Origin of the sequence: Billgrantia aerodenitrificans, from assembly GCF_021404405.1 — a bacterium.
In the GTDB taxonomy this organism is placed as follows: domain Bacteria; phylum Pseudomonadota; class Gammaproteobacteria; order Pseudomonadales; family Halomonadaceae; genus Halomonas; species Halomonas aerodenitrificans.
In genome coordinates this window covers 27,287-45,745 of the sequence record NZ_JABFTV010000009.1, presented here as the reverse complement: position 1 = coordinate 45,745, position 18,459 = coordinate 27,287, and the positions used below count along the sequence as shown (strand labels likewise).

Annotated in this window: 11 protein-coding genes; 2 read left to right on the top strand and 9 right to left on the bottom strand. The window is 60.2% G+C overall.

Features of this window, described 5'->3' with window-relative positions; genetic code table 11:
* Positions 1–14: 14 nt before the first annotated feature.
* Genes HOP59_RS16730 through HOP59_RS16710 form a run of 5 tightly spaced genes read right to left on the bottom strand, consistent with a single transcriptional unit; the run spans position 15 to position 10,417 of the window.
* Positions 15–1,988: a vWA domain-containing protein gene (locus HOP59_RS16730; RefSeq protein WP_234254724.1), complete on the bottom strand. Its 1,974-nt coding sequence runs from the start codon at positions 1,986–1,988 to the stop codon at positions 15–17.
* Entirely contained in the window at positions 1,985–3,151 is a 1,167-nt protein-coding gene (locus HOP59_RS16725) for a hypothetical protein (RefSeq protein ID WP_234254723.1), read from the bottom strand. The genes HOP59_RS16730 and HOP59_RS16725 overlap by 4 nt, the downstream gene beginning before the upstream one ends.
* Complete coding sequence (locus tag HOP59_RS16720) at positions 3,144–5,870, bottom strand: putative virulence factor (protein ID WP_234254722.1); 2,727 nt, start codon at positions 5,868–5,870, stop codon at positions 3,144–3,146. Before HOP59_RS16720 ends, HOP59_RS16725 begins: the two co-directional genes overlap by 8 nt.
* Positions 5,867–8,968, bottom strand: a complete 3,102-nt coding sequence (locus HOP59_RS16715) for a virulence factor SrfB (RefSeq protein ID WP_010628942.1) — start codon at positions 8,966–8,968, stop codon at positions 5,867–5,869. Before HOP59_RS16715 ends, HOP59_RS16720 begins: the two co-directional genes overlap by 4 nt.
* 18 nt (positions 8,969–8,986) lie before the next feature.
* Positions 8,987–10,417: an SrfA family protein gene (locus HOP59_RS16710; RefSeq protein WP_234254721.1), complete on the bottom strand. Its 1,431-nt coding sequence runs from the start codon at positions 10,415–10,417 to the stop codon at positions 8,987–8,989.
* Between the two features lie 594 nt (positions 10,418–11,011).
* On the opposite strand from HOP59_RS16710, the gene HOP59_RS16705 reads away from it, so the two are divergent.
* A complete protein-coding gene (locus HOP59_RS16705; RefSeq protein WP_234254720.1) occupies positions 11,012–12,358 on the top strand; it encodes an O-antigen ligase family protein in 1,347 nt (448 codons plus the stop codon).
* Between the two features lie 77 nt (positions 12,359–12,435).
* A complete protein-coding gene (locus tag HOP59_RS16700) occupies positions 12,436–14,004 on the top strand; it encodes an AAA family ATPase (protein ID WP_234254719.1) in 1,569 nt (522 codons plus the stop codon).
* Positions 14,005–14,045: 41 nt separating this feature from the next.
* On the opposite strand, the gene HOP59_RS16695 is transcribed toward HOP59_RS16700, so the two are convergent.
* The 4 genes from HOP59_RS16695 to HOP59_RS16680 all read right to left on the bottom strand — a co-directional run bounded on the left by HOP59_RS16695 (position 14,046) and on the right by HOP59_RS16680 (position 18,453).
* The gene (locus tag HOP59_RS16695) at positions 14,046–15,266 is read right to left on the bottom strand and encodes a hypothetical protein (RefSeq protein ID WP_234254718.1); all 1,221 of its coding nucleotides are present in this window, start codon (positions 15,264–15,266) and stop codon (positions 14,046–14,048) included.
* 23 nt (positions 15,267–15,289) lie between these two features.
* Complete coding sequence (locus HOP59_RS16690; protein WP_234254717.1) at positions 15,290–15,649, bottom strand: hypothetical protein; 360 nt, start codon at positions 15,647–15,649, stop codon at positions 15,290–15,292.
* 242 nt (positions 15,650–15,891) lie between these two features.
* Complete coding sequence (locus HOP59_RS16685) at positions 15,892–17,118, bottom strand: metal-dependent hydrolase family protein (protein ID WP_010628935.1); 1,227 nt, start codon at positions 17,116–17,118, stop codon at positions 15,892–15,894.
* A gap of 27 nt (positions 17,119–17,145) precedes the next feature.
* Complete coding sequence (locus tag HOP59_RS16680; RefSeq protein ID WP_010628934.1) at positions 17,146–18,453, bottom strand: TRAP transporter large permease; 1,308 nt, start codon at positions 18,451–18,453, stop codon at positions 17,146–17,148.
* Positions 18,454–18,459: the final 6 nt, after the last annotated feature.

Below are 18,459 nucleotides of genomic sequence, written 5' to 3'. Positions count from 1 at the left end.
CGGCTCGCATAGGCTCAGGGCATCATTTCCAGTGGTACGGGGTAGACGTCCTCACGCGGGTCGGCGCCTTCGGCGAGGGTCACCCAGCGGTCCACGTCTTCGTTGTAGCGCTGGTAGTGACGCAGTTTGGTGGCTAGGCGACGGATAAAGCGCTCCTGTTGCAGGCCATCCCAGCTCAGCCAAGTCTCTTCGTCCAGATTGAGCACCTCGCTCTGGTAAGGCAGCTCCTCCAGATATTCCCCCATCAAGCCCAGCTCGCCGAGACGCTGCCCCTCGCTCTGCTGCAGTTGATTGGGGTCGGCGCCCATGGCGGCGGCCACGGAGCGCAGGCGATCGAACATGTCGGTGGGGGAGATCAGGCCGGCGTTGGCGGCGTCGAGGATCTCGCCGACCGTATCGCTCAGGTCGCTGAGTTGGCCCTTGGTGAGCAGGACACGGACTTCAGTGGTGGGCTGGTGCTGGGCGATCAGGTCGCGGTCGCTGATCCATGCCTCGAACACCGGCGGTGCCTGGCTGCCGGTGGTCTGGCCAAGGTAAGCCAGGCGCATGGCGTGGCCGATCAGTGCCAGCTCGTCGCGCAAACGCTGCTCGCCGGGGTCTTCTTCGGCCTCGTCTTCGGCGTGTAGAGCACTGCCGATGGCTTCTTCGCCCAGGTAGGCAGCATGGACCTGATCGGTGATAACCGCCGCCAAGGCATCGACGCGCTGACCGAACAGAGCGACATCGCCGGTATCCACCGGATAGTAGAGCGAGGTGCCGGTGCCGGCAAAGGTGGAAAGGTTGCTGTACTGCCCTTCGGCTACCGCGTGGTCGCCTCGCCGCTCTCCAGCAGGGGTCTTCAGGTGCAGCGTGTAAACGGCGATACCGTGGCGGGCGGCCTCAAGGCGCACCTGATCCGCGTCCAGTCCAGTGGAGGAGCGCTCACTGTCGCCCTCGATGGCGCTGGCGTCGGTGATTAGCACGATGTAGCGCGCACCGAAGTTGCTCCACTCTACTTCGTCGATGGCCTGCATCACGCCGGCATAAGCGTCCTCTTCCCAGCCAACGGTGGAAGCCTGGGCCTCCCGCAGGTCGGCCACCTGGGCCATGAAGTCGCTGCCGTCCTCGACCTCGTTTGGGTCGGCGTACATCCGCGTCACGTATTCGATGTCGGGAGCGTGATCGACGCTGTCACGGAAGGAGATCAGGCCGAAGCGAACGCGCTCGGTAAGCTCCTCTTGTTCGATGCGCTGATAGATGCGCTCCACGGCCTCACGGGTGCGCTCGATGTAGGGGCCCATGGAGATGGTGGAGTCAATGACGAAGACCACACCGGCATTGAATTCGCGCAGCTGAGCGGAGATGTCGTCTGGGGCGTTTTCAACCTCGTTCTCGTCCGCCTCGCTGACCGAGGCAATCCGTAGCAGGCGGGTCATGAAGCCCGCCTCTGTCATGATCTCTTCCCCTTCGAGAATCGGCAGGAGGTAGAACTGCTCGTGTAGGTCGACGAAGTATTCGGGCTCCTGTGCAACGATGCCCGGTGCCTCACCGTCACGACGCAGCTGGGCGCGCAGCGGGGCAACCTGGCTTGAAGGCTCGAAGTCATCGAAGATCGTCATCAAGCCGTCGCGCTCTTCGAAGAAGATCAGGCGCCCACGGTTGGCTGGGTTGGTGAAGGCCAGCGTGAGTTGCATCTTCCAGTCCACGGTGCAGGCTGCCGGCAGCCAGCCACTGATGCTGCCGTAGCTGTCCGGGCCGACTTCCAGCCAAACTTCGCCGTTGTCTTCGCTACGCTGATACACATAGAAGCGGCTGAAGGTGGGTTGCAGCTCGCCGTCATGTTCGCCGGCCCGCTCCACCAGCCGGCAGCCGGGAGTGGTCAGAACACGCTGATGAAGGGTCTGCTTGCCCTCCTGAAGCAGCGGGCGCACGTCGGCGAAAGCCAGAGTGGCGCTCGCCGCCAGTGGTAACCCGAGGGCGAGGCTCAGCAGGCTCTTACGCAGGATCATCGCTGCAGTTCCTCCAGGCGCTGGCTGGTCTCGGCATTGCCGGGATCGTGGCTGAGAGCTAAGTCGTACCAGAAAATGGCCGTTTCCGTGTCTGCTTCCGGGAAGCAGGCGCTGGGTGTGTGCTGGGCCGGGTCGAACTCCCGGGCATAAGCCAAAGCCGCGGCAACATTGCCGCTGATTGCCTGGTGGGCGTAGAGGCGGCGTGCGATACCGCAGTGGGCGTTGTCCCGGGCCTCGCCGATTACTGCCATCATGTTGCCGGCCTCACTTCCGGCGTTGGTGCAGGCATGGATGAACTCCAATTCACCCATCTCCTCCATACGCTGAAGTGAGCAGGGGCCGGCCGTTGCAGCAGCCTGGGTCGGTGCAGGTTCCTCGGGCGCTGCTGTTTCGGAGAGGTTCTCTTCGCCGGTTTCCTCGAGCAGGGGCTCTTCCTGAGGTGTGGCTTCACCTTCAACCAGGCTCTCGTCAACCGTAGTCTCGTCAACCGTAGTCTCGTCAGCGGCGGCGGGGGGCTCCTGGCCGCGCATGGCCAATCCGAACCAGGCGGCAGCACCGATGATGGCGGCCAGAATGGCCACGGCGAGCAGGATCCACAGCCAGCGCTTGCTCTTACCGGCAGGCGCCGGTGCTGATTCGGGCAGTGCCGGAGCGGCTTCGGGCACGGCCTCGTGAGAGGTGGCAGGCGCTTCGATGGCCGACGCAGCGTCAGGAACCGTTACAGGTTCCGGTTGTGGTTCGGGGTTCGCAGGCGGGGCCTGGGGTGTATCGAGCGTAGCGCTGGCCTTGTAATCGGGAGCGGTTCCGCTGGCACCCGAGGACATCAAACCCTGGCCGATACGCAGGCGTGCTCTGCCGACCTGTGCACCGTCCGGTCCGTAGAGTCTGACCATGTAGGTAGCGTGAGGGTTTTCCAGGAGTGGGTCGACGATCGTGTCGTCCACGACGGCCGTCAGGCTTTCGTCCGCCCCCGGTTGCAACGTCGGCAGGTGGAACTTGAAGGTATTGCTGCGCCACAGCCCATCTTCCTGTAGGAAGTGTTCATCCTGATTACGCTGAATATCGAGCGAGAGTCCCTCGTTCTCTCCCTTCCAGCCGAGGAGGACTAGCTGGCCATGGCCAGGCTGGTTGGATTCTAGCGGTTTGAGTTCTACCTTACGCATGGGCCTTCTTCCTTATGGCAAACATCGCCAACACGTTGCCAAGACGCTCGTTCTGTTCGATGGTGATTTCTTGCGCGTCGTTGTGGCCGGCGTTTTCCTGGGTCATCAGGCAAAGCCCGGACAGCCAGTCGCCCAGATAGACCACTGCCTGGTTGACCGGCTGGTCTGGCAACTGTGGCAGGTTGTCACTGTCTATTTGCTGGCGCTCGTAGCCGAACAGGTGGGTCTTGGCACCGACTAAGCTATTGGGGCGCTGCTCGATCGGGCTGTAGTGGAAGCCGAGCCAGGCGATGAAGTCGCGCAGCACCAGCTGGGCAGCCAGCACCTGGCGCGACACCAGGCGATCGCGACGGGCGCCGCTCTGTATCCGCTGCAGCAGGGCCTCATGAAGCTTTTCCTGAACCTTCTTTCTGCTGGCTCCGGTGATCAGCTCATCGCCAAGCAGTTTCACCAGCTCGCGGTCGAGGCCAAGCATTCTCAGTAGGCCATGGCGCTGGGGCAGTTCACGGACATGCCCGACCCAGGCGTTGTAGACGGCGCGAGAAAAACGATGATCGGCGCTCTGCAGTACTGGTGCTTCTGGTTGAGCAGCGGCGGAAGCCGAGGCCTCGGCGGAGTCGTCGCCAAAGGGCAGGTCGCCAAAACCACCTTCCAGGCCAAACCCGCTGCTGCCATATAGTCCGGCATCGTCGGTGGCGACCGCCTCTTCATCGTTGTCGGTCTCAGGCAAGAGACTGTCTTCGCTGTCGCTGAGGTAGAGGTCGCGCACCAGTTCATCGGTGAGCTCGAGGTGATACTGCAATTCCCCCAAGGACGGCAGGCGCGTTTGAAGCTCTTTCCAGAAGCGTGTTGCGATCTCGCGCTTCTCTTTAACTTCTCTGGTGGTGTCGCCGAAGTGCCACTTAGCCAGACGCTCTGTTACCACTCGGTGTTGTGTCTCTTCCAACTGGCTTTCAATGCGGTCCAGCTTGTATTCGAGCCCGGCAATGCGCCCTAGATAGTCGCCGATACGTGCCATGCCACCATCGTCCAGGGCCAGCATGGCCTGCCAGGCTTCTGCGGGCTGCCCGACGTGCTTCAGTACCGACGGGCTTTCGACGAAGGTGGCTTGCATGCGCGCCAGGGCGTCAGCGGCATCGTTGTGGATGGCGACCTCGCGGCCCTGTTCGCTGACCAGGAAGGGCACCGGCAGCCGCGGCTTGCGTACCAGGAAGCTATTGTTGAAGGCTTGGGCCGGCGACCACTCCTGCATCCAGTCGTAGACGCTGAAGCGCTCTAGCATGGTCATCTTGATCAAACCTTCCCAGCCCTCGCGCAATTGGCCGTCGGGTTGTTGCAGGCTTCCATTGATGCGTAAGTCGAACATGGTCAGCGCCCAGATCAACCCCGGGTCACGGCTGCCTCGTTCCTCGGCTGTTTTACCCTGGGTCTTCTCGATCCAGCGGGTCAGCACCGGACCCACGCTGGTAACGTCGCTCTGCTTGCTGGCGCTGGTGCAGACCACCAGGCCGTTCATCTCCTGGCTGTCGGTATAGCGCTCGAAGAGATAGGCGACCTTGCCACGCAGCAACAGCTGGGAGAGCCCATCCTGACTACCGGGCTCACCGATCTGGCTGAGGTTTAGGCGGCCACGGTAGCCGGGGAAATCGAGCAGGTCGACGCGTTCGACGCGCGGATCCCGGGTGGGCTCCACCAGCGGAAAGGTCAGCTCGGCGGTAAGGGCGGCGAGCTGAGCCACCGGCAAGCTGACAGGTGCGCCAAGCTCGTCTCCGCTGGCGGGACAGACATCCAGCGGCTGGTCCTGGGCGGTACCCAGTCGCTCGAGGATGTCCACGTTCATGATGCTGTCGCGCTGGCTGAAGCCCTCACTATCGCACACTACCAAGCAGCGCAGCGGGGCATAGACTCGTTGCGCATGCCCCAGGGCGGCCAATGATTGGGCCAGTTGCTGATAGAGCTTGGTCAGCCCGTCCTGCTCGCCCCACAGGATGGAGAACAGCGTTGCACGCTGATGGCTGTTGAGGCGCGGTGCCAGCTGGACAACCCTTGGCCAGTAGCGGGCGTTGAGCTTGCTGACCGACTTGGGGAAGCTCTCCTGCAGGTAGTCCCACAGCTCGACGACACCCTCCGGCGTGACGCCCGGCTGCAGGGCATCGCTGAGTTCACCCTCGTGAGGCGCCAGCATCGCGGCAACCTTCTTCTCGTCGATTTCGTAGGCGTCCTCGCGCTCGTGGTCGAAGTCGTTGAACCAGGCGTTGGCCAGGACCTTGGCAACCTCGATCTCGCTGAACAGCTTGAGCTCGACCGGGAACTCCGCGGGGCCAGAGCTGGCGGTACGGCTGAAGCGGGTGACCAGCCCGGTGGCCTCCTTGCCGCCGCCGACCGGGTTGACGTGCTCGATGAAGTCCAAACGTGCCGGGCCGTACTGGGTCTCCAGCTTGCCGTTCTCCCCGGCAGCCAGTGCCGAGATGAGGTAGGACTTGCCCGCCTGGGAGAGGCCGAAGAAGCCTACCGTCATCGGTGTGGTGGCGGCCCGGGACAGGCTTCGTGCCAGGTTACGGGCACGGTAGAACTCGAGGCTCAGCTGGTCGGCTTCGCTGTCCAGGTTGGGGGCATTACCGCGCACCGCCTCGATCCACTCGATCGCCTCGCCGGCGCCATCATGAAAGGCCTGCCAGCCTTCGCTGAGTCGCTGCTGTTCGGGTGTCAACTGGTTCATGTCCGCTTCACGCTCCCGCTGTCCAGCCAATAGTTGGTATCGCCAAGCCCAGCATCGCTGAGAGTGTTGAGTTGAAGAATGAGGTCCTTGAGTCGAAACTCCCGACCATTACTCAGTTCGGCATTCATGACTTCCAGCCGGTCACTGGGCACAATCTGGCCTTTGGCTGCTTTTCCTGATGCCCTTTTTGTCGATTCATCGACCGCCTTAAGCTGCACTCTCAGTACGGGTAAGGGGTCGCCAAACTTCTCTGCCTGGGCCTCTGCGGCCGATAGTGTTTCCGTCCCGCGCGGCGTTAGGCCCAGCGTATAGAGCGGCGAGGCAGGCCAACGCTGCGCGGCCAACTGGCGAAAACCGATACGTAGTGGCCCACGCATCTCGATGGCAGGTGTGTGGCCATGCTCGTTTTCCAACTGGATGGCGGTCCCGTCCTCGTTGGTCGCGATGTCGCGATAGGTCACATCGGCATCGGGAATGGTGTTGTTGTTATCGATCAGGCCGATGTGCCGGACGGTCGAGTAGGGGCGCAGGGCCGCGGCGCGGAAGAAGAAGTTGGAGAGATTCCTCTGCGCACAGAGCAGGCAGAGCATGGCGCCCACCGAGGCGGTGCTCTTGGGATCGTCGATGCGGCCGTTGCGATGGAAGGGGTACCAGCTACCGGTGCGGTAACCCTGGAGTGGCAGGATGCGTCCCGGTGGCAGTGGCAGCATCTTACGCAGGTAAGCCTGGATGCCCGGCAGGCGGGAAGGTCTGCCGGTGATCAGCAGGGTATCGCACTGGTAGAGGAACACCACCTCGCAGAGTGAGGCTAGAGTCTTGCAGATGTTGAAGCGATCCTTGAGGAAGGCGCGATGTACCTCCAGCAGATTGACCGTGAGAGGAATGCTGAGTAGATCGAAGTCGATATCACCGCCAAGTTCGCGTCGCAGGGCGCTCTCCACATAGCGACGCACGGAGTCACTGATCGCTTGATCGCCAAGGCGCTCGCCGTAGCTGAGGGTTTCCGGCCCGCAGGGCAATTCGGGATTGAACGCCTCGTAGGCTTCCAGCAGGGCCAGCCCCAATGGGGTAAAGACCTGCAGGTTGAGCTGCTGGCGCAGTACCTGTTCCTGAGCGTTTGCCCCCTCCTGGCCGCAGAGTCGCGACATCATGGCGTCAGGGGAAGCCACGCCTGCCTGCTTGAGCGCCTCCTCGAAGCTGGGAAGGATGAAGAGCTGGATGATATCGAGCAGAATGTCGTCACCGGCAACCCGGAAGCCATCTCGGAATCGCTGCTCCGGTACCACGAAGACATTGCTGCCGCTGCTACCGCTGCCGTTGCGTTCCAGGTGGTAATCGGTGATCACCAAGTCGGTGGTGCCACCGCCGATATCGATGGTGCCGAGAGTGATGCGTTCCCGATCCGATTTGCCGGAGCGGGCCAGGGTGGCGAAAAACTCTTCAGGGTGGCCGGCGAAGTTCTCCTTCACCTCTGTGTAGAGATAGACCAGCTGGCCGCAGGAAGCTTCGTCCCACTCCACACGTAGCTTCGGCATGGGTACACGAAGCGTAACGTCGGTGGCTTGGAATGGGTTGCTCTCCTCGACGTCGTTGTGCCAACCGAGGCTCTTCCATACCAAGGCCACAGCCTGCTCCAGGCGAGAAACCAGCAGGCTGCGCTCCGCCTGGGGCATGGCCGGCGGCACCGTGAGGGTGATAGAGCGTAACTGGCGCGGACGGTTGGTATGCCCCTGACGCACGCGCTGGGAGGGGCTGTTGGTCTGCATCAAGGCCTGGGCCAGCACCTCAGCCAGCATGAAGGTCATCAGCGAGCTGCGCGAGTAGTGCGGCTTGAAGACCGGCATCTGGTCATCTTCATCATTGAAAATGTACAGTGCATCACCCAGCTCGTTGATCAGATGCGAAAAGGGGGCGGCGGTGGCATGGGGTTCGGTATCGGTTCGTACATAGGCGCTGTTGAATCGCCAGCCGTGGCGATACAGCTCCTCGTCCCACAGGTAGCGTTTGGGACTGGAAAGACCGGTGGAGCCCTCGGTGCCGCGGCGGCGCCCGGCCAGACGACCCGCTTCGTCACCGACCCGGGCGATGGTCGGCCACAGGAAGGCGTCGGGGCGACCGCTCTTGACCGAAAGGTGGTCCTTGCCGAAGAAGGTCTGGGAGAATTCGATTCGGCTCTCGAAGGGTTCGCGATAGACCCGCTCGGGGTCGACCAGATCTCGCAGTTCGAGCACATAGTTGTGCTTGAGCCCCATCCCAGACTGGCCGTGATCCTCGATCAGGATTCCGCAAGTGCGTGAATTGCCCACGTCCAGCACCAGATCGACAGGGATGGCCCCTTCGCTTTGGGCGATAACCTTGAGATCTGGAATATCGACCCGCGGGGCGGGGTCGCGGTGCTCCGCTTTAATGGGGCGGTGCAGCAGGCTCAGCATATTGAGGTAGTGGGCGAGATGCAGGCGTTCGCCCAGGGCTTCATCCATCTCCTGGCTGTCCAGCCCAGGGTTGGCCTCGCGAAATAGTTCCTCAAGCCATTCCTTCACCCAAGGCTGGTCCATAAACCATTTCATATCGATGGTCATGGTGGCCAGACGGAAGTTGGCTCCGGCACTGATGTCGTCATCGGTGGGACAGAGATAGGTCGTGTTGTCACGGCGCGGCAGGGTGCGGGTGTCGAAGGCCAGGGTCAGGCGGTGAGTGTGGCCGTCGAGATCCGGCTCTTTGAGCGCCACCAGGCGCATGCGTGCCCAGTTGGCCGGGCCTTCGTCGAACTTGCCCGGCGGACGGAAGCGCAGGAATGGAACGGGTAGCCAGGCGCCGTTCAGCTGCTCGAGGCTTGTCGCCATGGGCACGTCGAAGTCCGACTCTCGGACCGTCTCGATCTTGTCCTTGGCGCCATCCCTTTCGATGACATGAAACAGCTCACCGTTCTCCTGGTTGACCAGCAGACGGGTCAGCATCTTGTCGGTATTGGCCAGGTACTTGAATTCGCCCGCGGATTCACGGCGCGGGTCGAGCGTCAGGCCGAAGTCCATGAATTGGACGCCGGAGTGACTGACCAGAGTGGCCACCTCTTCGAACTTGATGATTTCTGGCAACATGATCGGTTAACCGTCCTGTTAGCTGGCTTTCCGTAACTGCATGGGGAAAGGTTCGTCGTCATAGCTGGCCGCGCAGGTGGCCGTTTCACCATCGGCCTGGTGGCATTGCACTCGAGGCATTTCGTAGTGACTGCCGTCCTCGCAGCGGGCCCTTTCTTGACCTTCCACCTGCAAATTACCGTCCTGCATGGTGGCGGATACCGGTCCTGCACAGGTCATCCCTGAGCTGCCACCGCGCTGTATGTACATGGCACCGTTGCCCTGCTCGAAGGTGTAGGTCACCTGCAGGGGACGACCGGTCTGGCTATCCATCACACCTGCGCCTCGCCAGTTACCGTTGAGGAAATCGGCCGTACCATCGGGGGCGTTGGCCGGCAGGGTCAGCGGCTCCAGGGTGGGGGGGATGAAGCCATCCGGCAGTGCTGGCGGAGTCGGCATATCGCCGACGAGGGGGAGCCCTTCGGCGAAGGGAGCCACTCTTTGATCGGCTGAGGCCTGGAGGTCGACACCGAGGGTGGAGTCGTCAGGCATGCTCGACTCTGGAGAGGGCAGGCCGGGTGTGCCAAGGGCGGGAGTGCGGCCACCGATGGCGGGTAGCGTTGGGTCGCCGTCCAGACCAGAAGAGGTCGGATTGGGGGCCGTCAGGCGTTGACCCGGCAATGAGCCACCACTCAAGCTCTTGAATGGCCAGAAGTCCCAACCATGCTGCATCCGCGGGAGCGTGGCGTCTGGGGTGCGGGCGTCCAGAGAGGGAGTAGCAAGCGTCGGTGCGCCTGGCGAGGAGCAAGCCCTGAGTCCGAATAACAATAGCAACAGCAACAGCCCCAAAAGCAGCGGTAGCAGCCACCACCATCGACGCCACCAAGGGCGGACCGACGCCACGGGGGCGGGGCGAGGTTCTGGCTCCAAGGCTGTGTCAAGTGGGGCGATTGGTGCTGATAGGGGGGGCGGCGCAGTCTCCTCGGGGAGAGCCGAGGGGTAGAGGCAGAGCAGGGGATTGGCGTGCCGGTCGGCATCCGGGTGGATAAACCCCCAGAAAGTGAGCACTGGGGTGCCGTTGACAAGATAGACGAAACCTTCGTCTGGGAAGTGGCACACCCATTTCACTAGCCGGTTGAATACTTCATGGTCGCCGCTTTGTCCCTCATGAGGAGAGTGGCGAAGCGCAATGATATCCTGCCGGAAGGCCTCCAATTGAATGCGTGCGTCTTCTCGCTCCCCTTCGGTGGCACTGCTCCAAGGAATGACATCGCCTTCGATGTCGCTGTACCAGTCGGCACCCTCGCCCTGCTGGTCACGTTGAGGGATAGCCAAGTGTCGCTCTTTGCCTGGTAACCGACGTGAGATCACCTTGCGGAGCTGAAGCGCGGAATGATAGACCGGTTGACCCGTTTCGCCTAAGGCTCGGAATTGCTCGGTTTTTCCGCTATGCAGAAGAATTGCGGGCACGCCTGTCTCTCTCCTTGACTTGGCCTTCTGCGATGAGATCGCAGTCGAGTGAACTGCCAGGAGTCATAGGAAGAGCGCCAGACTGACAGCGCAAAGGTGTCAGGCTCTGGTGAAGGATTTCCTTGCACTTGCTATGTCGTCCCTTGCGTACTGTTCGGCCAGCTAGAGCTGGCTCTGCTTTGAATTCGTTAATATTTATATTTTAAATTAGCATGTTAGTTTATCTTAGGGAAGCGATACTTTCATCCAATTGCCTTCCGTCGTTGCTCACCCCCTGAAGAGCCCGTTTCTCCGCATTCATTCCCACTATCCGGCTGCTGGAGACGAGATTATTGCCCCAAAGATGACTATGGTACATCGTTTCGGGCGTGGTCTTATTTGACGTCTGCCGGTTGCTATTTCTTCGAAATGCTGCTGTGGTTTTCAGAGCCCCGCTAGGTGCTCAATGGTCCGAGCGTGGCATTCGTCTTTCGTGGAGGCTGGTGCTCTTGCCCCGGCACGATTTCGATGCCGCTTACACTGTGGCTATGCCGGCCCGGCCGATTCGACATGTTATACTGACGCTCCACCAGCCTAGTGGTTACGTGAGAGTCGATGACGAAAAGCAGGGAGCAGCGGTGGTACGTGCAGTCGCCCCGCAACGAGCTGGCCGCGGGGCGTGGCGGCCTGCGCACAAGGATGCAAACGCTGGCAAGCCTGTGGGCCTTCGCCTTCATCGCGCTGCTGGTGGTGGTGCCTTGGGCCTATGCGATCATTCCTCTGTTGGCTGCCGCCACGCTACTTCCCGCCTTGCTGATCTATGCGCCCCGTGTGCAAGGCGAGGGTGCGCTCGACCGCGACGATGCCTTCATGCTGCTAGCGCTGTTCAGCTATGGTGCGCTGTGGTGCCTGGACGTGTGGCGTAGCGGCGAATGGCCCGTGGGCGAGGGCAATCAAGGCATTTTTCTTCCGCTTTGGCCGATGCTGGCCGCGGCTTTACTGATGGCGCTGCGTATTTTCACGCCGGGGCCAAGGCTGCTGTGGCTGGCGGTGTCGTGCGGTGCCCTGGGTGCGGGAAGCATAGCGCTCTACGAGCGGCTGGTGCTGGACAAGGCACGCGCCAGCAACGATATGAACGCCATCCCTTTTGGCAATCTCTCCTTGCTGCTCGGTGGGCTATCGTTGCTCGGCGCGCTATGGTGCGTTCGCTCCGGCAGTGTGCGACGTCCGGCGTTGCTTGCGCTTACTCTGCTGGCGGCCATGGCCGGCATGCTGAGCTCGCTGCTCTCCGGTACCCGCGGCGGCTGGATAGCGGCGCCGCTGCTGCTGCTTTTGGCCTACCGTGCCGCGCGGGATGTGTTGCCGTCACGCCCGTTGCACCTGGCGGTGGCCGCCTTGATGATCCTGCTGGTTGCCGCAGCGTGGGCACCTCAAACCGGCGTGAGAGACCGTGTCGCTCTGGCTCACAGCAACCTGATGCAGTACGCCGTCGGAGAAGAGCGGGGGTCCTCGGTGGGGTTGCGCCTGGAAATGTGGCGCGCGGGTGGCCTGATGTTTCTCGAAAAGCCTGTACTGGGCTGGGGAGAAGGTCAGGTACAGCACCAGCGTGATGCGCTGGTGGCGGAGGCCGGCTTGCACCCGGGTATCAGCCGTTACGACCAATTGCACAGCGACATCATCGACACGGCGGCTCGCCGCGGCCTGGTGGGGCTTGGGGTGTTATTGGCTTTTTATATGGTGCCGCTGAGTCTGTTCTGGCGCCGTTTGGTCGACGGCGGGAGCCCAGGCGTGCGCGTGCTGGCGGCGGCGGGCATGATGGTGCCGGTCGCCTTCATCGATTTTGGCCTCACGCAATCGATGCTGCGCGATGTGCGGGGGCTGAGTGGCTACCTGGGCTTCTGCGTGGTGTGTTGGGCGGTGATGCGCAGGCATGAGAGGTTAAGACGCAGCGTCCACCCTTGAGAGGCTGCTGGTTCGAGGCTTCTGCGCGGTCGCCATGTTATGCTGGCATGAATCAGCACTTGTCCCAGGAGAGTGTCGTGTCCTCCACGCCCCGCAAGAAACTGTCCATCGGGATCCAGACCTTTGCCGATATCCGTGAAGGAGGCTACTACTACGTCGACAAGACCCCCGCGATCCACCGCTTGGTGGAGGCGGGCAAGTATTATTTCCTCTCGCGGCCGCGGCGTTTCGGCAAGAGCCTGCTGCTGGATACCCTGCGCTGCCTGTTCGAGGGCCGCGAGGCGCTATTCGAAGGGCTCTATATTCACGACAAGTGGGACTGGCAGGTTCGCTATCCGGTAATTCGCCTGAGTTTTGCCGATGGCGTGATGCAGAGCCGCGACGATATCGACAAGCGAATCCGCTATCTATTGCGCCACAATCGAGAGCGGCTGCGCATTGACGCGACCCAGGCGGAAGACATACCGGGTGAATTTGCCGACCTGATTCGCGGTGTCCACGAAAAGTACGGCCAGCGCGTGGTAGTACTGGTCGACGAATATGACAAGCCCATTCTCGACAACCTGCTCGATCCCGAGCGGGCCCGCGAGCTGCGCGAGGGGCTGAAGAACCTCTACAGTGTGCTCAAAGATGCCGACCCGCATCTGGCCTTCGTGCTGCTTACCGGTGTGTCGAAGTTCAGCAAGGTAAGCCTGTTCTCCGGCCTCAACAATCTCAATGACATCACGCTGGACGCTCCCTACGCGACTATCTGCGGCTACACCGACGACGACATCGACACGGTATTCGCCTCCGAGCTGCCGGGGCTGGAGCGAAGCCAGATCAAGCACTGGTACAACGGCTATCGCTGGGGCGGGCAGGAGGTTACGGCAGTTTACAACCCCTTCGACGTGCTGCTGCTGTTTCAAAAGCGTCAGTTCGGCGCCTACTGGTTCGAGAGCGCCACGCCCACCTTTCTGGTGGAAGTGCTCAAGCAGCGCGGGGTGTTTACTCCGGCGCTTACTGCCTGGCACAGCCGACCGGCGCTGCTGAGTCGCTTCGATGTGGATGATATCGCCACCGAAGCGCTGCTGTTTCAGACCGGCTATCTCACCCTGAAAGGGGTGCGCGAAGAGGTGCCGAATCGCCCCATCTATCGCCTGGGTTTTCCCAATCAGGAAGTGGAAGCCAGCCTCAATGAGGCGCTGCTGCCTGTGCTGGGGCTAAGTGACGATGCACTGGATGAGCTGATTCTCAAGTTGCCCGGCTTGCTCAAGGTAGCGGATATGGCCGGCCTGGAAACCTATTTCAAAGCCCTCTACGCCGGGCTGCCCCACGACTGGTACCGCAACAACCCCATCGCCCGCTATGAAGGCCACTATGCCAGCGTTTTCTACAGCCACTTTGCCGCGCTGGGGGTGAACGTGACGGTGGAGGACGCCAGCCACCACGGCAAGGTCGATATGACGGTGGATTTCGCCGGGCACCTGTACCTGTTCGAGTTCAAGGTAATGGAACAGCTGCCCGAGGGCAGCGCGCTCGAGCAGATCAAAGCCAAGGGCTACGCCGACAAGTACCGCGGCCAGGGCAAGCCGATCCATCTGGTAGGCGTGGAGTTCTCCCGCGAGCGGCGCCAGATCGTGGCGTTCGAGGTGGAAACTGAATAACCTAAGCGCGTTACTTTCATGATGTTCAAAGCATAGCGGAGCTAAATATTTTTTACCTTGGCCAGGGTAAAGCCGTTCTCTTTCAAGTCTTTTTTCATACGACTGATTCTGAAAGGGGCATTAAACACGCCGAAAGCGGCTGCCATTGTTGCTATAGCGAACAACGGCGTAAATGGCATCAAAATTATGGTGGAAAACGTTCCAAAGGTCATGAAGCCACAAAATAATGCGGCAAAAATATACTTTAGAATTTCGCCCTCTACGCTGGAAGGTAGATACCATGCCTCATTATCATCGGTCTTGATTCCTATGAGTACTCGCTGGAAAAATTGTGTGGTAAAAATGAAGGTACCACACACGTTGGGTACGACCAAGGGGTCGATCTGGTCTGGTACTAGTACGCGTTTTGCCTGCACTTTCTTTCCATCAGCACCTAAGAAAGAAAGGTAGTTATACCGGAACCACCTTCCCCCGTATGTTTGGCTGTATGACCCCGTCGTTTCAATGCACCCCTCTACTACTCGGGTGGATGAAGAAATACAGCCATGCGGTGAATAATGTTTGCTGAAGGCTGCCGCCGTCATGATGAAGAGAGCCGAAAAGTTTAGGTAAGCACCAAACGCAAGAGAAGCAGGTCTGGGTTCTCCCCAAACGAAAATGCTGTATTCCTGGAAACCATTATAGTAGCCTAAAGCAATGCCGCCAATGCTTGTGAGTGCCAAGGCTCGAATGAGTATTCTAGAACCGCCGTTGTAAAAAATTACGGCGACAATAAAAAGGAGCGGTACCATCCAAAGATGTAGCTTCTCAGCCCGTAAGAAGGGGGGGAGGTAGCCATAGTGATCTGAGTAAAACAGCGGGCTGAAGAGGGTCAGGGCGCCGACGATCGTGGCCAGCATGCCGATCCGATTCATTTTGCTGCCGCTGCTGGACGAAGAATTTTCTGGCTTAGTAGTTGTCTTGCCTTCCGTTTGCATGACGTTACCGGCGAATGGGCTATCCGTTATGGACGTTGTAATATCAGGCCATTTCAGCGTGACTCTTTTCTCAGAGTCGGCGTTATTACCTACCAGTTTTTCCGGCGGTAGCTCATAAATTTGTGTGGCGTTTACGCCAGCGATGACGAAATCTGCTCGCATTCCTGAGCTTGGTGTTGATTCGGATTTCCAATCGCTCTGCTGAAATTCGTAACGACTCCCATTGGTGTCGCGTATGATCCCTGTTTTGCTTGAGGCGTCGAAATGAAGTACTGTCCCTTCCATCGTCACACCTTTTCTTGTTGTGATTAATATACCCACTCTCCCGTTTCTTCAACCAACACGGTTTCGTTCTGCGTTACTTTGATGGCGCCAGCTTGATCTACGAAATAGGTAACGTTTCCGTTCTCGAATATGTAACCTAAGAAACGGCATGGGGTCACGCCGTCGGCACACATCACATGATGTGTTTGACCACTTAGTTCAATGTGGTTGCCGGATGTTTTGGATGTCCCGATATATGTTATGTCATCACAGACGACAACGCCTTCAGCACAGTTGTTTTTTATCTCGATGATATAGTTTTCTGTCACGAGAGTTTGAGCCATCGCCGTCTTTAACGAGAGTGAGGCCGTGACGAAAAATATTGCCAATAGTGTTTTTTTCATTTTGTTCTCGCTATCACGTGGATACGTCACTTTGGTGCGATCCTGTTGCTTACAATTCTTTACGTGATTTTAGCCACTTTCGCGAGAAGATGTGACTTGATATCGTGCTATTTTTACCATCTTGGTAGGGTTGATTGTTAATGCGACTTTGGCGATAGAGTATTAGAAATCTGCTTCTGCGTGCACCTGTGAGCTTCCAATAGTAACCAAGCAGCCCGGCCTTGGCCGGGCTGCTTGGAGGTTTACATCACGTTCTTGTAGAGTTTGCCAGCTTTCATGATCAGCAACAGCTGCTCTTCCGGCCGTGTCAGCACAGTGATGTCGTCGAGGGGGTTGCCCTCGAGCACCAGCAGGTCGCCGCGTGCGCCGGGAATGACCTCGCCGAAATCGCCGCTATGGCCATAGGCATCGGCCGCGTTGCAGGTAGCACTGCGGAGCAATTCGGCAGTGGGTATCACGTCCTTGCGCAGGTGGAACTCGTCCAACTGGTAGCGCTGCATGCGGCCCAGCAGGTCGGAGCCGTATAGCATCTTGACGCCGTGTTCTTGAGCCATCGCCAAAGCCTTGTGACCGGCTTCCAGAACGTCGTACACCTTGCGCTGCAGATGCTCGGCCATGCCAGCCTCGACCCCCTCTCTTGCCAGCGCATCGTAGGTGATCAGCGTGGGGGTCAGGTAGGCGCCATGCTCCAGGAACAGGCGGCAGCTCTCTTCGTCCATCAAATTGCCGTGTTCTATGGTCCGAACGCCTCGCGGAATTAGCCGGTTGATGGCGCGCGCAGTATAAGCATGGGCCATGGTGTGGATGTTGGCGGCCGTGGCTTCCTCGACGATGGCGTCGATCTCCTCCAAGGAGAACTGCGTGCTGTCGACCCGATCGGTGGGAGAGGCGACACCGCCGGATGCCATGATCTTGAGCTGGGTGGCGCCCTTGCGTATCTCGTCGCGGGCGGCTCGGCGCACCTCACTCACCCCATCGCACACCCGCCCGAGCCCGGCGCAGCAAAAGCAGCCTTCAAAGGTCTGCTGTCCCGCTCCGCGCATGTCGGCGTGTCCACCGGTTTGCGATAGCGCCCTGCCGGCATACATCAACCGAGGGCCGATCAGGCTGTCCTCCTCCAAGGCACTGGCAAGCCCGTGGTCGGCACCGCCGGCATCGCGCACGGTGGTGAAGCCTCGCATCAGCATGTCCTTCAACAGTTCGCTCGATTTGGCGCCTACATAGAAGGGGGAGAGCGTTTCCAGCAGGGCAAAGTTGGGCGTAATGGCCGTTACGTGGACATGAGAATCGACCATACCGGGCATAAGGTAGCGTCCGCGGACATCGATCACTTGGTCGTCCGCTCCTTCCAGGGCGGTGTCGCTGACAGCCACGATGCGGCCGTCCTGCACGCGCACCTGCCGGTCGGGCAATACTTGGCCATTGCGGGTATCGATGACGTTGGCATTGATGAAGCGAGTCGTTGTCATAGGAGTTTCCTTGTAGGAGCCGGGATGTCAAAACATCAACTGTGGCAAGAAGAGTGAGAGTGCCGGGATCAGCACGATCAACAGCAGGGCGACGATGTCCATCACGATGAACCAACTCACGCCCTTGAAGACTTCAGGCAGGGTGACGCTTTTACCGAGAGCGCCCTTGATCACGTAGACGTTGAGCCCTATAGGGGGCGTAACCAGGCCGACTTCGAGCAGCTTGACGACGATGATGCCGAACCACACCAGGTTGAGATCGGCCCCTTGCACCAGCGGCAGGATGAGCGGCAGCGTCAGCAGCAGCAGGCCAATGGAATCGATGAACATGCCGAGCACCAGATAGATCAGAGCAACGGCAAGCAGGATCCACCAGGTTTCGGTGCTCACACCGAGAATCAGCTCCGAGAAAGCGGCCGGCACGCCGCTCAGGGCCAAAAAGCGGGTAAAGAACAGCGAGCCAATCAAGATGATGAAGATGCTGGCGGTGCTGACGGCCGTGCTGATCAGCGCTTCCCTCAGCGCGCGCAGGGTCAGGGTGCGCCTGGTAAATGCGATGAGGGCGGCGATGGTAGTGCCTACCGCACCAGCCTCGGTGGGGGAGAAAATACCCAGGAAGATACCGCCCAGCACAGAGCCGATCAGCAGCGGCAACGGCCAGATGTCGCGAAAAGCGTCCCATTTTTCCCTGGCGCTGGAGCGCACGGCAGCATCGCCGGCCAGGCTGGGGTTGAGCTTGGTGCGCACCATGATCATGGCGATGTAGAGCAGCGCCGAGAGCACTCCCGGAATGAAGCCCGCCATGAACAGCTGGCCCACCGAGACCTGAGCATAAACCCCGTAAAGCACCAGTAGCACGCTAGGGGGGATCAGCGAGCCCAGCGTGCCGGAAGCGGCTACGGTGCCGGTGGCCAGGCCTTTGTCGTAGCGGTACTTCAGCATCTCGGGAACGGCAATGCGCGACATGGCCGCCGAGGTCGCCACGCTGGAGCCGGAGGCAGCGGCAAAAAAAGCGGAAGCCATCACGCTGGAAACCGCCAGGCCGCCCGGTAGCCGCGCCATGAAGAGGCGCATGGCATGAAACAGCCCCTGGGTCATGTTGGTCGAGGTGCACAGGTAGCCCATGAACAGAAACATCGGGGCGGCGGTCAGCTCCCAGGTGCCGGCGAAGTCGAAGGGCGTGGCGGAAATCATGCCCCAGGCCACGCGCATGCTGGTCATTTCACTGATGCCGATGATCGAAACCAGCCCCAATGCTATGCCGATTGGCACGCGCAGGGCGATCAGGGCCAAGGCGATGGCAATGCCTGCCACGCCTATCTCGAGATTGCTCATGGAAAC